The organism is Stenotrophomonas sp. STEN054 (assembly GCF_056854535.1).
In genome coordinates, this window is record NZ_JBXFWG010000071.1 from 1 (window position 1) to 14,824 (window position 14,824).

The 14,824-nt window shown below is 68.6% G+C and carries 13 protein-coding genes; 7 read left to right on the top strand and 6 right to left on the bottom strand.

Going from position 1 to position 14,824, the window contains the following annotated elements; translation table 11 throughout:
• Nucleotides 1-144 precede the first annotated feature (144 nt).
• The 4 genes from aroA to AC1VXD_RS18580 form a co-directional block, all read right to left on the bottom strand.
• A complete protein-coding gene (gene aroA, locus AC1VXD_RS18565; protein ID WP_482993286.1) occupies nt 145-1,452 on the bottom strand; it encodes a 3-phosphoshikimate 1-carboxyvinyltransferase in 1,308 nt (435 codons plus the stop codon).
• A 71-nt stretch (nt 1,453-1,523) separates the two neighbouring features.
• Entirely contained in the window at nt 1,524-2,714 is a 1,191-nt protein-coding gene (gene pheA, locus AC1VXD_RS18570) for a prephenate dehydratase (protein WP_482993287.1), read from the bottom strand.
• Nucleotides 2,715-2,765: 51 nt separating this feature from the next.
• A complete protein-coding gene (serC, locus tag AC1VXD_RS18575; protein ID WP_482993288.1) occupies nt 2,766-3,851 on the bottom strand; it encodes a 3-phosphoserine/phosphohydroxythreonine transaminase in 1,086 nt (361 codons plus the stop codon).
• 203 nt (nt 3,852-4,054) lie between these two features.
• A complete protein-coding gene (locus AC1VXD_RS18580; RefSeq protein WP_482993289.1) occupies nt 4,055-4,864 on the bottom strand; it encodes an FHA domain-containing protein in 810 nt (269 codons plus the stop codon).
• Between the two features lie 124 nt (nt 4,865-4,988).
• Between AC1VXD_RS18580 and AC1VXD_RS18585 the strand changes: the two genes are divergently transcribed.
• From AC1VXD_RS18585 to AC1VXD_RS18595, 3 genes are all read left to right on the top strand, one after another.
• Nucleotides 4,989-5,264: a polyhydroxyalkanoic acid system family protein gene (locus tag AC1VXD_RS18585; RefSeq protein WP_482993290.1), complete on the top strand. Its 276-nt coding sequence runs from the start codon at nt 4,989-4,991 to the stop codon at nt 5,262-5,264.
• 81 nt (nt 5,265-5,345) lie between these two features.
• Nucleotides 5,346-5,837 carry a phasin family protein gene (locus tag AC1VXD_RS18590; RefSeq protein WP_482993291.1) on the top strand — a complete coding sequence of 164 codons (492 nt, stop codon included), beginning with the start codon at nt 5,346-5,348 and terminating at the stop codon, nt 5,835-5,837.
• A 237-nt stretch (nt 5,838-6,074) separates the two neighbouring features.
• The gene (locus tag AC1VXD_RS18595) at nt 6,075-7,115 is read left to right on the top strand and encodes a restriction endonuclease (protein ID WP_482993292.1); all 1,041 of its coding nucleotides are present in this window, start codon (nt 6,075-6,077) and stop codon (nt 7,113-7,115) included.
• A 101-nt stretch (nt 7,116-7,216) separates the two neighbouring features.
• Here the strand turns inward: AC1VXD_RS18595 and hutC are convergent, their stop codons facing one another.
• Together hutC and AC1VXD_RS18605 are read right to left on the bottom strand one after the other, a co-directional pair.
• Nucleotides 7,217-7,945, bottom strand: coding sequence for a histidine utilization repressor (hutC, locus tag AC1VXD_RS18600; RefSeq protein ID WP_482993293.1), 729 nt, complete (start codon nt 7,943-7,945; stop codon nt 7,217-7,219).
• A 32-nt stretch (nt 7,946-7,977) separates the two neighbouring features.
• Nucleotides 7,978-9,348 carry a formimidoylglutamate deiminase gene (locus tag AC1VXD_RS18605; RefSeq protein ID WP_482993294.1) on the bottom strand — a complete coding sequence of 457 codons (1,371 nt, stop codon included), beginning with the start codon at nt 9,346-9,348 and terminating at the stop codon, nt 7,978-7,980.
• Nucleotides 9,349-9,415: 67 nt separating this feature from the next.
• Here AC1VXD_RS18605 and hutI point away from each other — a divergent pair, with 67 nt between their 5' ends.
• From hutI to hutU, 4 genes are read left to right on the top strand one after another with little or no spacing between them, the layout of a single operon-like run.
• Entirely contained in the window at nt 9,416-10,639 is a 1,224-nt protein-coding gene (hutI, locus tag AC1VXD_RS18610; RefSeq protein ID WP_482993295.1) for an imidazolonepropionase, read from the top strand.
• Nucleotides 10,636-12,177 (top strand): histidine ammonia-lyase, encoded by a 1,542-nt coding sequence (hutH, locus tag AC1VXD_RS18615; protein WP_482993296.1) that lies wholly within the window; start codon nt 10,636-10,638, stop codon nt 12,175-12,177. Before hutI ends, hutH begins: the two co-directional genes overlap by 4 nt.
• Nucleotides 12,174-13,028 carry an N-formylglutamate deformylase gene (gene hutG, locus AC1VXD_RS18620; RefSeq protein ID WP_482993297.1) on the top strand — a complete coding sequence of 285 codons (855 nt, stop codon included), beginning with the start codon at nt 12,174-12,176 and terminating at the stop codon, nt 13,026-13,028. The genes hutH and hutG overlap by 4 nt, the downstream gene beginning before the upstream one ends.
• A complete protein-coding gene (hutU, locus tag AC1VXD_RS18625; RefSeq protein ID WP_482993298.1) occupies nt 13,025-14,692 on the top strand; it encodes a urocanate hydratase in 1,668 nt (555 codons plus the stop codon). Before hutG ends, hutU begins: the two co-directional genes overlap by 4 nt.
• Nucleotides 14,693-14,824: the final 132 nt, after the last annotated feature.

Genomic DNA, 14,824 nt, shown 5'->3' on the forward strand with positions numbered 1-14,824 from the left:
TTGGGGGGGGGGGGGGGGCGGCGCGCCCCCCCGCCCCACCCGCGGGGGGGGTGGGGGCGGGGCGCGGCGCCCCCCCCCCCCCCCGGGGGCCCGTTGGCCCCGCCCGGGCCCCCCCCCGGCGAGCGCAGCGGCGCCGTGCAGACCTCAGGCCAGGTTGAAACCGGCGCTGCGCGCCAGGCCGTCGAAATCCGGGAAGGACGTGGCGACGTTGGCGATGTCGTTGATGCGCACTTCGCCGCCGCTGATCTGGCCGGCAATGGCGAACGCCATGGCAATGCGGTGGTCACCATGGCTTTCGATGGTGCCGCTGCCTAGGGCGATGCCCCCATGCAGCGTGGCGCCGTCGTCGGTTTCATCCACCTGCATGCCCAGCGCGCGCAGGCCGGTGGCCATCGCGGCGAGGCGATCCGATTCCTTCACCCGCAGCTCGGCCGCGCCGGTCACCACGGTCTGGCCTTCGGCCGCGGCAGCTGCCACGAACAGGGCCGGGAATTCGTCGATCATGTCCGGCACAAGCGCTTCGGGAATGCGCGCGCCCTTCAGCGGGGCATGGCGCACCACCAGATCGGCCACCGGTTCACCACCCTGCTCGGCCGGGTTTTCTTCGGTGATGTCCGCGCCCATCAGGCGCAGCGCGTGCAGCAGGCCGGTGCGGCGCGGGTTGAGGCCAACCTGCTTCAGTCGCAGCTCCGAACCCGGGATGATGCTGGCGGCGACCAGGAAGAATGCGGCCGAGGAGAAATCGGCCGGCACCACGATGTCGGTGGCGCGCAGGCGCTGGCCGCCGCGCAGGCGGGCCTTGCCCGGCGAGAATTCGATGTCCACGCCGAACGCCGAGAGCATGCGCTCGGTGTAATCGCGGGTCGGGTGCGGTTCGACGACGCTGGTTTCGCCCTGTGCATACAGGCCGGCCAGCAGCACGGCGGACTTCACCTGCGCGCTGGCCACCGGCGAGGCGAAATCGATTCCCTGCAGCGACTGGCCGCCATGCACGTGCAGCGGCGGGGTGCCATCGCTTTCGGTGTCGATTTTCGCGCCCATCTGCGACAGCGGGCCGGTCACACGGCGCATCGGACGGCCGGACAGCGATTCATCGCCGACCAGGGTGCAGTCGAATGCCTGACCCGCCAGCAGGCCAGCCAGCAGGCGCATGCCGGTGCCTGCGTTGCCGCAGTCCAGCGGCGCGCTGGGCGCCTTGAGGCCATCGATGCCGACACCGTGCACGACGCGCTGCGAGGCACTGGGGGTTTCAATACGCACGCCGAGCTGGCTGAAGATGCGCGCGGTGGCGCGGGTGTCTTCGCCTTCCAGGAAGCCCTCGATATGCGAGGTGCCATCGGCCAGTGCGGCAAACATCACCGAGCGGTGCGAGACCGACTTGTCGCCGGGAATGGTCAGGCTGCCCTGCAGCGGCTGGCCCTTGCGGGCAATCCAGTGTTGCGCGTTGCTCATCGTTCGATCATTCCTAAACGCCGGCACGCCGGCGGTGCATCAAAGGGCGCGGCACGCGGCCGCAACGGCAATCAGGGCACGGCCACCGGGTAGGAACCCAGCACCTTGATCTGCGCCGAGTGCGCTGCCAGCTCGGCCAGCGCGGCCTGCATCGGCGCGTCGTCGATATGGCCGGCCAGGTCGATGAAGAAACCGTATTCCCACTTGCCATGGTGCGACGGGCGCGACTCGATGCGGTTCATGCTGATGCCATGGCGGGCGAACGGGCTGAGCACATCGAACAGCGCGCCGGGCTTGTCATGGATGAACACCAGTACCGAGGTGCGGTCGTGGCCGGAAGTCGGGAAGATGTTGCGGCCCACCACCAGGAAACGGGTGGTGTTGTCGGCATCGTTCTGGATGGGCTTGGTGACGACCTTCTTCAGGCCGTACACGTGACCGGCACTCTCGCCACCGATGGCGGCAGCGTCGTCGGCATTGCGCGCACGGCGCGCGCCTTCGGCGTTGCTGGCGACCGGGATCTTCTCGGCCTTCGGCAGGTTGGCGCGCATCCACGCCGAGGTCTGCATGAAGGACTGCGGATGGCCGTAAACGCGCTCGATGTCTTCCAGGCGACCACTGCGCGACATCAGGTACTGCTGCACGCGCAGTTCCACTTCACCGCAGATCTTCAGGTTGGAGGTGAGGAACATGTCCAGTGTGATCTGGATGGTGCCCTGCCCCGAATTCTCCACCGGTACCACGCCAAAATCGGCGCTGCCCGCTTCCACTTCCTGGAACACTTCTTCGATGCTGGCCATCGGCAGGCCCATCGCCGAGCGGCCGAAGTGCTTGAGCACGGCCTGCTGGCTGAACGTGCCTTCCGGGCCGAGGTAGCCGATCTTCAGCGGTTCCTGCTGGGCCAGGCAGGCCGACATGATTTCGCGGTAGACGTGCACCAGCACTTCATCGCTGAGCGGGCCTTCGTTGCGGTCCACCACCATGCGCAGCACCTGCGCTTCGCGCTCGGGGCGGTAGTAATCGACGGCGGCGGCGAGCTTGCCCTTCGCCTTGCCGACCTGGTGGGCGAACTGCGCGCGCTCGGCGATCAGGCTCTGGATGTCACGGTCGATCTGGTCGATCTTCGAGCGCACATCGGCCAGCGCCAGCGGCGCCTGGGTCGGCACCGGGGTGGTCTTGGACGCGGCCTTGCCCTTCGGCGCGGCGGCGGCCTTGGCGGACTCGCCCTTCTTCGGCGACTTCTTGCTGGGTTTGCTTGCCATCGGAATTCCTTGTTGCGGGGCACGCGCCCGACGGTGCGCGCCGTTCATTGCTCAGCCGTTGCGCTGCTGGAAATCGGCCATGAAGGCGACCAGCGCCTCGGCCCCGGCCAGCGGCATGGCGTTGTACAGCGAGGCGCGGATGCCACCGACCACCTTGTGGCCCTTCAGGGCCAGCAGGCCCGCGGCCTTCGCTTCGGCCACGAAGCGGGCATCGAGATCGGCGTTGGGCAGGAAGAACGGGATGTTCATCCGCGAGCGCGCCGAGTGCGCGACTTCGTTGCGATAGAAGCCGCCGGAGGCATCGATGGCGCCGTACACCAGCGCGGCCTTGGCGGCATTGCGCTTGGCGAACTCGACCACGCCGCCTTCGGCCAGCATCCACTTGAACACCAGGCCGGCCAGGTACCAGTTCCAGGTCGGCGGGGTGTTGAGCATCGAATCGCGGGCGACGTGCGAGCGGTAATCGAAGATGTCCGCGCGGGCCTGGCCGCTGCGCTCGAGCAGGTCGCGCCGGATGATCATCACCGCGATGCCGACCGGGCCCAGGTTCTTCTGCGCGCCGGCATAGATGACGCCATAGCGGCGCACATCCAGCGGTTCGCTGGCGATGGACGAACTGAAATCGGCCACCAGCGGGACGTCACCGGTGTCGGGCACATCACGGAACTCAACGCCGTGGATGGTCTCGTTGGCGGTGATGTGCACGTAGGCGGCATCGTTGGAAAGCTGCCAGCTGCTGCGCTCGGGCAGTTCGCGGTAGCCATTGGCTTCGCTGCTGGCGGCGATGTTGACGTCCACGTAGGGGCTGGCCTGCTTGACCGCGGTCTTTCCCCAGTGGCCGCTGACGACGTAGTCGGCACGCTGGCCGGCCTGGGCGAAGTTGAGCGGGATGAGCGCCTGCTGGGTGGTGGCTCCGCCGGGCAGGAACAGCACGGCGTAGTCGTCGGGGATATCGAGCAGGCGGCGCAGGTCGGCCTCGGCCTCGGCCGCCACGGACATGAATTCCGGGCCGCGATGGCTCATTTCCACGATCGAGGCGCCGGCACCGTGCCAGTCCAGCATTTCCGCCTGCGCCTGGCGCAGGACCGATTCCGGCAGGGTTGCAGGGCCGGCACTGAAGTTGAACGCGCGCGTCATGTGACACCTGTGGGGCAAGACCCCTAGTATGCCGCAGCGCACCAGCCTTGCGGCCTGGTGCGGCAAGGGAAATTTGGTTTCATTGGTATCCATTTACCCGCACGGCTTTGGTAGCCGCCAACCTTGGTTGGCGTGCGCCGCAAGGCGTCATGGATGCGGAGGGGCAACGCCGGTAGCGCCGGGCCATGCCCGGCGGATGCAGATCAGCGCGCGCCGAACCAGAGCAGCAGGCTGAGCACGCCGGCCAGCGCCACGGCACTGACCAGCAGCCACGGCCAGCGCCGCACGCGGCGCGGGGCCACCGGCGCGTCCGCCACCTGCTCGGCATCCTGGCTGGCATCGTCCTCGGCCGGCAGCGGGCGCCGGCGCGGATCGTGCGGGACTTCCAGCACGAAACGGTGCTGGCCATCAAAGACCACTTGGTCGCCCGGCTGCAGCCAGCAGTGGCGCACGGCCACGCCGTTGACCCGGGTGCCATCGGCACTGCCCAGGTCGCGCAGCAGTACACGATCGCCATGCACTTCCACCCGTGCGTGCTGCTCGGCAAAGGCAGGGTCGTCGATCTCGATATCAACATCGCCGCCACGGCCCACCAGGCGCGGGCGCGACAGGGTGTAGCTGCGGCCATGGTGCAGGCCGCCGACACCGCGCAACAGGCGCTGCTCATCGGCGATGCCATCACTGGCCGGCGATGGCGAGGGTGCCTGCAGCAGGCTCTCGACCTCACCCTGCAGGACCATCTCGACGCCATCCACATACACCGCATCGCCTGCACGCAGCAGGGCCATGCGCCGCACCGGGCGACCGTTCACGTGGATGCTGCGGATGCCGTTGCCGACCTGCAGCCACAGGCCGCGGTCGTCCATGCAGAACTGGGCCAGCAGCAGCGCGCCATGGCCTGGATCACCCAGCCGCACGCTGCCGTTTGCCTGGCGCACGATGCGCTGCACCCCGGGCCGCAGGGGCTGGTCGGGCTGTTGTTGTTGACTGAAGTGAACAAGCAGGTTCTGCACGCGGCGCAGACTAGCAGGTTGCTCGCCAACGCAGAAGAACCGGCGACGGGCGCTTGGCGTGGCGCCCGCCGATGCGCACAATGGCCGCCCTCTTTGATATCCCCGCCCAGCGCCAGGAGCCTGCATGTCCACCATCGATGTCCGCCACGCCCACGCCCTGCCCGATGCACAGGCCCGCGAGGCGATCGAACAGGTTGCCGCCAAGCTGGGCGAGCGCTTCGGCCTCAAGTCCAGCTGGGCCGCCGACGTACTGAACTTCAGCGGCAGCGGCGTGGACGGCGCCATCGAGCTGCACCCGGGTGCCGTGCGCGTGACCGCCAAGCTGGGCTTCCTGCTGTCGGCCATGAAGGGCATGGTGGAAACCGAGATCCAGCGCGTGCTTAAGGAAAAGCTGGGCTGAACCCAGGCAGCGGCCATCACGGCCCTGCAACGTTCGTGCGCGCTACTCTCGGGGGCAGGTCCAACTCCCCCGGGAAGCGCAATGAACCAGTACGAGAATGACGACCGCCGCGACGACGACGCTTCGTTCGGCGAACAGGCCGAGCGCTTTTCGCGCAAGTTCAGCAATTCGGCGCAGCAGGTCTGGCTGGCCGGCTTGGGTGCACTGGGCCGCGCGCAGGCCGAGGGCAGCCGCTTCTTCGATGGCCTGGTGAAGGAAGGCGAAGCCTGGGAATCCCGCCGCCGCGAACGCAGCGGTGAGCAGGGCCCGGGCTGGCGCGACAACGTGGAGACCTCCCTCGACGAGGCTCGCGAAAAGGCCTCCGGCACCTGGAACAAGGTGGAGAAGGCCTTCGACGAGCAGGTGCAGGGCGTGCTCAAGCGCCTGCATGTCCCCACTGCCGATGACGTAGCCGCACTCGAAGCCCGCCTCGATGCCCTGCATGCGCGCCTGGCCAAGCTGGAGAACCGCGCGGCCTCGGGCAGTGATTCGCCGGCGCCGGGCAGCCACCAATCGCCCGGCAGCGTGCCCTGACCCTCGATTGTTGCAATGCAATAAAAATTCGCTGACAATCGCGAGAAACCCGCCAATCGCTTCGGCTGCCGTTTGTTCCCTCCCCTCACGGCTTCCGGATTGGCGGGTTTTTTCGTGCCTGCGCCACGCAGATCTGCGGGCTGCATCACAATTCATGTCGGGAAGGCCCTGACGCAATATGACTTCGTGGCCTTTACACTGTCGTCTTCCGTTTTCGCCCCTTCCGCTCCCTTCTGCATGCTCCCTTGGATTCTGGCCCTGCTGTCGGCCCTGCTTACCTGCACCCTGGCAATCGTCTATCTGTGGTGGGTCAAGCGGCGGCGAACGGAAATGCAACTGGGACTGCAGGCCCTGGCGGGCATGCATTGGCGCGAATTCTCGACACTGATCAAGCGGATGCTGAGCGAGCGGCGCGGCCTGCGCGAAGTGGCCGACCCGACCGACGAAGTGCGCGAGCCGAGCAGTGATTTCCTGCTCAGCGATGGCCCCAATACCTGGCTGGTCTCCTGCAAGCACGGGCTTGCCTACCGCATCGGTACGGCCGCGGTGAACGAGCTGGGCGCGGTCGCGCGCCTGGGCGGCGCCAAGGGCGGCCTGCTGATTACTGAGGGCCGGGTCGAGCGTGATGGCCTTGCTGCCGCTGAGAAACAATCTGTCGAAGTGCTGGATGGCCGGCGCCTGTGGCCGCTGCTGCAGCCCTACCTGCCGGCGGAAATCGAATCGCGCGTACGTGCGACGGCTCGCCACGAGGCACTGCGCCGTATTGCTATTTCCGCGCTGGGTGCGGTGACCCTGGGCCTGCTGGTCGGGCTGGGCCTGCAGGGCCTGCATGTGGAAACCAATGCAGTCGACAGCACGCCGCCGCCCGCGGCAGCCGCACCGGCACCGGTCGCCCCGGACGTGCAACCGGACGTGCAGCCGGCGGCAGCGCCGGTGGCAGACGCGGAGGACGTGGCTGCGCCGGCGACTCCGGCCGAGGCAGCGCCTGCTGCGCCCGCCGACAACGGCCGCAACGAACTCAATCCCGATATCGCGACCCTGGACCGTTACCAGGCCGAACTGGCACGCGCGCTGGCCCACCAGCCCGGTATCGCCAGCGGCGTCTGGCTGACCCGGCAGACCCTCGCCATCAACCGCACCGGCGAGCTGGAGGCGGTATGGCCGCGGGTCTGCCAGGAAGTGCTGCGCTACCCCGCCCTGCGCAATGTGCGCGTGCAGCTCAACGCGCGCCCGGGCGTGGATGAGCCGGTGCGTTGGCGGCAGTGCGCTACGTATTGATGGGGCGGCATCCACGCGTGGCGTGTATCTGCAGATGGGTCGCACGCATCGGGTAGTCCCGGCGGGGACAGGGTAGATCCACGCCATGCGTGGATTCGATCCTAGCGCGCGCCCGGCGCGAAGCGCGCCACCAGGTCCCAGGCATCGCCCAGGAACATCTGCCGCACGCGGGTGATGGGTTGGTCGCCGCGCCAGGTCAGGCGCTCGATCACCAGGCAGGCGGTGCCTGGCTTCACGTCCAGCAGCCTGGCCGAGGCCGCGTCCGCGCCACAGGCGCTGATGCGGTGCTGGGCGCGGGTCCAGGACACGTTCTGCAGCAGCCAGCTGCCCGGCGCGGTGGTATTGAAATCGATCTCCAGCACCTCGGGCACGCCCACCGGGCTGATCAGGCGGTGCTCCAGCGCCAGCGGCCGGCCATCGGCCAGATGCAGGCAGCGCATCGCCAGCAACGGCCCGCTGCCGGCCAGCTCAACTTCGCCGGCATTGCCCGGCTCGGCCAGGCGCAGTTCGCGCTGCAGCAGCCGATAGGCGTACTGGTGGCCACGCGAGCCGACTTCCATGGCGATATCAGGAATCTCCAGCGCCACCTGTTCCAGGTGCGGAGGCTGCCGCGCCACGAACGAACCGGCACGACGGCGGCGTTCGATCATGCCGCTCTCGGCCAGCGCGGTCAGCACCTTGTTCACCGTCATCCGCGAGCAGCCGTACTGCTCCATCAGCTCGTGCTCGTACGGGATGCGGAAACCCGGCGCCCACTCTCCACTGAGGATGCGGCTTTCCAGATCGCTGCGGATACGCTGGTTGAGCGTGGCGGACTTGCTGGCCTTCACGGGTGTGGGGATTCTCGATAAGAGGGAGGCGGTCAGCCCAGCACGCCACGCAGGGCAGCGGCGAAGGCGGTGGTGATCGCCTCGCGCTGCAGGTGGCGGCCGTCGGCCACGACCTGGCGGCCCTGGCGCCAGACCGAACGCAGCGCGCCATTACGTGCAGCGAAGACCCAGCTGTCAAGCCATGCGTCATTCTGTCGCGCCTGCAGCGCCGGGTGTGCGGGGTCCAGTTCAAGCAGATCGGCGCTGGCCCCGACCTGCAGGCCCGCGGCCACGCCCAGCGCCTGGGCGCCACCCTGCAGCGCACCTTCGAACAGGAAGCGGCCGCTGCTGCGGGTGGCATCCGGGGCGAGGACGTTGCGCCCGCGCAGCGCCAGGCGCTGGCCATACTCAAGCAGGCGCAGCTCCTCGGCGGCATCGATCAGCACGTTGGAATCCGAGCCGACACCGAAGCGGCCGCCCTCGCGCGCGAACGCCTGCATCGGGAACAGGCCATCGCCGAGGTTGGCCTCGGTGATCGGGCACAGCCCGGCCACGGCCTTGCTGGCCACCATCTGCGCACGCTCGGCATCGGTGATGTGGGTGGCGTGCACCAGGCACCAGCGCTCATCGACGGCAGCGTTTTCGTACAGCCACTGCACCGGCCGCTGGCCACTCCAGGCCAGGCAGGCCTCGACCTCGCGCACCTGCTCGGCAATGTGGATGTGCACCGGGCCGGTGGTCAGCGGCAGCAGGGCATCCAGTTCCTCACCGGTGACCGCGCGCAGGCTGTGCGGGGCAATGCCCAGCACAGCGTCGGGCAGCGTGGCCAGTGCGGTCTTCGCTCCTTGCAGCAGCCGCGCGAACCCGTCCACATCGTGGATCAGCCGGCGCTGCGCGGGATTCGGCGGTGCGCCACCGAAATCGGCGTGGGCGTAGAACACCGGCAGCAGGGTCAGGCCGATGCCGGTCTGCTCGGCGGCGGCGGCGATGCGCGCGCTCATCTCGGCCGGGTCGGCATGCGGCTGGCCGTCGGCCTGGTGGTGCAGGTAATGGAACTCGCCGACGCGGGTGAAGCCGCTCTCCAGCATTTCCATATAGGCCTGTGCGGCGATGGCCTGCACCGCCTCCGGGCGCAGGTGGGCCAGGAAGCGGTACATCAGCTCGCGCCAGCTCCAGAAACTGTCGCCGTCGCCGCCGCCGATCTCGGTCAGGCCGGCCATGCCGCGCTGGAAGGCGTGGCTGTGCAGGTTGGGAAGGCCCGGCAGCAGCAGGCCAACGCGGGTGTCACCGTCCTGCGCGCCCTGCCCCGTTTCAATGCGGGCGATGCGGCCGCCCTGCACCTGCAGGCGCACGTCGCGCGCCCAGCCCTCGGCCAGCAGGGCGTGGGTGGCGTGAAAACTCTGCGGGGAACGCGAATGGGACATGGCTGGACAACCCGAAATGGACGCCTATATTGTATAGACATATAAGCACAGCCGCGTTGTGGATGCCATGCACGTCGATACCCTCTGGTCCAACGTCAACCTGATGACCCTCGATGGCGAGGGCCTGGGTGTCATCACCGATGGCGTGGTGGCCTGCGCCGGGGGCCGCATCGTCCACGTCGGCCCGGCCGGCAGCGATGCGCACCTGCAGCCGACCACCCGCATCGATGGCGAAGGCCGCTGGATCTCGCCGGGCCTGGTCGACTGCCACACCCACCTGGTCTACGCCGGCAACCGCGCCAATGAGTTCGAGCAGCGCCTGCAGGGCGTCAGCTATGCCGACATCGCCCGCGCCGGCGGCGGCATCGTCTCCACCGTGCGCGCCACCCGCGCCGCCTCGCCGCAGCAGCTGGCCAACGAGAGCCGCCCGCGCCTGCTGGCGATGCGCGCCGAAGGCATCACCACGGTCGAGATCAAATCCGGCTACGGCCTGACCCTGGACGACGAGCGCAAGCAGCTGCAGGTGGCCCGCGCACTCGGCGAGGAATGCCGGGTGAACGTGGTGCCGACCTTCCTTGGCGCGCATGCGGTACCGCCGGGGCGCGAGGCCCAGGAGTACACCGACGAGGTGTGCAACGTGATGATCCCGGCCATCGCCGCTGAGGGCCTGGCCGAGGCCGTGGACGTATTCTGCGAGAACATCGCGTTTTCGCCGACGCAGGCGCGGCAGGTTTTCGAGGCAGCACGTGCGAACGGGCTGGCGGTGAAGATCCACGCCGAGCAGATGAGCAACCAGCATGGCGCCGAACTGGCCGCCGGCTTCGGTGCGCTGTCGGCCGACCATATCGAACACCTCGACGAGGCCGGCATTGCCGCGATGGCCGCCGCCGGCACCGTGGCCGTGCTGCTGCCCGGCGCCTTCTATTTCACCCGCGATACCACCCTCCCCCCGATCGCCGCGCTGCGTGCGGCCGGCGTGCCGCTGGCCCTGGCCACCGACAGCAACCCCGGCACTTCGCCGCTGACCAGCCCGCTGCTGGCGATGAACATGGGCGCGACCCTGTTCCGCCTGACCGTGGACGAATGCATCGCCGGCTTCACCCGTGAAGCGGCGCGCGCGCTCGGCCACGGCGAACGCATCGGCCGTCTGGCGGTGGGCCTGGACTGCGACCTGGCGATCTGGGACATCGACGCGCCAGCCGACCTGGTCTATCGCATGGGATTCAACCCGCTGCACGCGCGCGTGGTGCGCGGGCAGCCCGACCTGCCTGCTTCCTGGAGCAACACATGAGCAACACCCTGGTTCTTCGCCCCGGCCACGTCACCCTTGCCCAGTGGCGGCAGGTCTACCGCGGCGTGCCGCTGGCACTGGACCCGGCCGCGCTGCCGGTGGTGCGCGCCAGCGCCGCTGCGGTGGCCGCCATCGTCGCCAAGGGCGCGCCGGTGTATGGCATCAATACCGGCTTCGGCAAGCTGGCCAGCGTGCGCATCGAGCGCGAAGACCTGGCCACCCTGCAGCGGAACATCGTGCTTTCGCATGCCGCCGGCGTGGGCGAGCCGATGCCGGCCAGCGTGGTGCGGCTGATGATGGCGCTGAAGCTGGTCAGCCTGGCACAGGGCGCTTCGGGCGTGCGCGAGGAAACCCTGCTGCTGCTGGAAGCGATGCTGGTGAAGGGCGTGCTGCCGGTGGTGCCGGCGCAGGGCTCGGTCGGTGCTTCGGGTGACCTCGCCCCGCTTTCCCACCTGGCCAGCGTGATGCTGGGCGTGGGCGATGCCTTCATCGGCGAGGAGCGTCTGCCGGCGCTGGACGCCCTGGCACGCGCTGGCCTGCAGCCGGTGGAACTGGACGCGAAGGAAGGCCTGGCCCTGCTCAACGGCACCCAGTTCTCCACCGCCTATGCGCTGGCCGGTCTGTTCGAGATCGAGACCGTGTTCCAGGCCGCGCTGGTGACCGGCGCGCTGTCGGTGGAAGCGGCCAAGGGCTCGGACACGCCGTTCGATCCGCGCATCCATGCCATCCGTGGCCAGCGCGGGCAGATCGCCACCGCCGCCGCGCTGCGTTCGCTGATGCAGGGCTCGGACATCCGCGAATCGCATCGCGACAACGATGTGCGCGTGCAGGATCCGTACTGCCTGCGCTGCCAGCCGCAGGTGATGGGCGCGGCGCTGGACATCCTGCGCCAGGCCGCAACCACGCTTGAGATCGAAGCCAACGGTGTCTCCGACAATCCGCTGGTATTCACCGACACCGGCGAAGCGCTGTCCGGCGGCAACTTCCACGCCGAGCCGGTGGCCTTCGCCGCCGACATGCTGGCGATGGCCGTGTGCGAGATCGGTTCGATCAGCGAGCGCCGCCTGGCGATGCTGGTCGACCCGGCGCTGTCCGGCCTGCCCGCCTTCCTGACCCCGCGCCCGGGCCTGAATTCCGGCTTCATGATCCCGCAGGTGACCGCCGCCGCGCTGGTCTCCGAAAACAAGCAGCGCGCCTACCCGGCCAGCGTCGATTCGATCCCGACCTCGGCCAATCAGGAAGACCACGTCTCGATGGCTGCACACGGTGCGCGCCGTCTGATGCAGATGGCCGAGAACGCGGCCAACGTGATCGGCATCGAGCTGCTGGCCGCCGCGCAGGGCTGCGATTTCCACGCACCGCTGCGCTCCAGCGCCGCACTGGAAACCGTGCGCACCACCCTGCGCGTTCTGGTACCGACGCTGGAAGAGGACCGCTATTTCCACCCGGACATGGTGCTCGCCACGAAGCTGGTGCGCAGCGGCGTGCTGGCCTACGGCCTGGGCGAAGTGCTGCCGACCGTGGAGCCGCAGGCATGAATGCCCATCCCGAATGGTTGACGGTGCACGAGGGCGACGCCCCGTTGATCGTCAGCTTCCCGCATACCGGCAGCGAACTGCCGCACGACCTGATCGGCGACTACCACTCGCCGTGGCTGGCGCGGCGCGATGCCGACTGGTGGGTGCACGATCTCTACGACTTCGTGCGCGGCATGGGCGCGACCACCGTGCGCTCGGCGATCTCGCGTTCGGTGATCGACCTCAACCGCGACCCCAGTGGCGTGTCGTTGTACCCGGGCCAGAACACCACCGGCCTGTGCCCGCTGACCACCTTCGACAACCAGCCGCTGTACCACGCCGGCCACGAGCCGGATGACGCGGAAATCGCACGACGGCGCGACACTTATTTCGCGCCCTACCACGCTGCGCTGGCCGCACAGATCACGCGCCTGCGCGAGCGCCACGGCACGGTGGTGGTGTATGACGCGCATTCGATCCGCTCGCATATCCCGCACCTGTTCGAGGGTGAGCTGCCGCAGTTCAACCTGGGCACGGCCGGCCCGTCCGGTGCAGCGGACACCTCCTGCGACAACGCATTGAGCGATGTGGTGGAGAACCTGCTGAAAATCAGCGGCATGAGCCAGGTGCGCAACGGCCGCTTCAAGGGCGGCTGGATCACCCGCCACTACAGCGACATTGCCGGCGGCGTGCACACGCTGCAGATGGAACTGGCCTGCCGTGGCTACATGCACGAGCCGCTGCCCGACCAGGTGGACGAGCACAGCTGGCCCACCCCGCTCGACCCCGAACACGCCGCACCGTTGCGCCACACCCTGGCGCAGGTGCTCAACGCCTGCCTTGAATTCGCTACGAACCGGAGCGCCGCATGACCCGCAACGACCCGTCCCGCACCATCGCCGCGCCGACCGGCACCACGCTCAACGCCAAGAGCTGGCTGACTGAAGCGCCGTTGCGCATGCTGATGAACAACCTGCACCCGGACGTGGCCGAACGCCCGCAGGAACTGGTGGTGTACGGCGGCATCGGCCGCGCCGCACGCGACTGGGAAAGCTTCGATGCCATCGTCGAAACGCTCAAGCGCCTGGACGATGACCAGACCCTGCTGGTGCAGTCGGGCAAGCCGGTGGGCGTGTTCCGCACCCACGCCGATGCGCCGCGCGTGCTGATCGCCAATTCCAACCTGGTGCCGCGCTGGGCCAACTGGGACCACTTCAACGAGCTGGATAAGAAGGGCCTGGCCATGTACGGCCAGATGACCGCCGGCAGCTGGATCTACATCGGCGCGCAGGGCATCGTGCAGGGCACCTACGAAACCTTCGTGGAAATGGGCCGCCAGCATTTCAACGGCGATCTGACCGGTCGCTGGCTGTTCACCGGCGGCCTGGGCGGCATGGGCGGCGCGCAGCCGCTGGCCGCGGTGATGGCCGGCGCCTCGTGCCTCGCCGTGGAATGCCGCAAGAGCAGCATCGATATGCGCCTGCGCACCGGCTACCTCGACACCTGGACCGACAACCTGGATGAAGCACTGCGGCTGATCGATGATGCCTGCAAGGCGGGCACGCCGAAGTCGGTAGGCCTGCTCGGCAACGTGGCAGACGTGCTGGCCGAACTGCTGGAACGCGGCATCAAGCCGGACCTGCTGACCGACCAGACTTCGGCGCACGACCCGGTGAACGGCTACCTGCCGCAGGGCTGGACGGTCGAACAGTGGGATGAGAAGCGTTTTTCTGCGCCGAAGGAAGTTGAAAAGGCCGCGCGTGCATCGATGGCCAACCACATCCGTGCCATGCTCGGCTTCCATGCGCTGGGCGTGCCGACCGTGGATTACGGCAACAACCTGCGGCAGATGGCGCTGGAAGAAGGCGTGGAGAACGCGTTCGACTTCCCCGGTTTCGTCCCGGCCTACATCCGCCCGCTGTTCTGCCGCGGCATCGGCCCGTTCCGTTGGGCCGCGCTGAGCGGCGACCCGGAAGACATCGCCAGGACCGATGCCAAGGTGAAGGAGCTGATTCCGGACAATCCGCACCTGCACCGCTGGCTGGACATGGCTGCCGAGAAGATCAAGTTCCAGGGCCTGCCGGCGCGCATCTGCTGGGTCGGCCTGGGTGATCGCGATCGACTCGGCCTTGCCTTCAACGAGATGGTCGCCAACGGCGAACTGAAGGCGCCCGTAGTGATCGGCCGCGACCATCTGGACAGCGGCAGCGTGGCTTCGCCGAACCGCGAAACCGAGGCGATGGCCGATGGTTCCGATGCGGTGTCCGACTGGCCGCTGCTGAACGCCCTGCTCAACACCGCCAGCGGCGCCACCTGGGTGTCGCTGCACCACGGTGGCGGCGTGGGCATGGGCTTCTCGCAGCACGCCGGCATGGTGATCGTGTGCGATGGAACCGAGGCCGCGGCGAAGCGGATTGGCCGCGTGCTGTGGAACGACCCGGCGACCGGCGTGATGCGCCATGCCGATGCCGGGTATGAGATCGCGGTAAAGTGCGCGAAGGAAAAGGGGCTTGATCTGCCGGGAATTCTCGGCTGATTGAGTCTCACCGGTAGTGGCGGGCGCGGGGCGGCGGGGGGGGCGGGGGACAAAATTTTCCGCCCCCCGGCGGGCCCCCCCGGGGGGGGCAGGGCCCCCCGGCCCGGGGCGGGGCCCCGGCCGGCCCCCCGT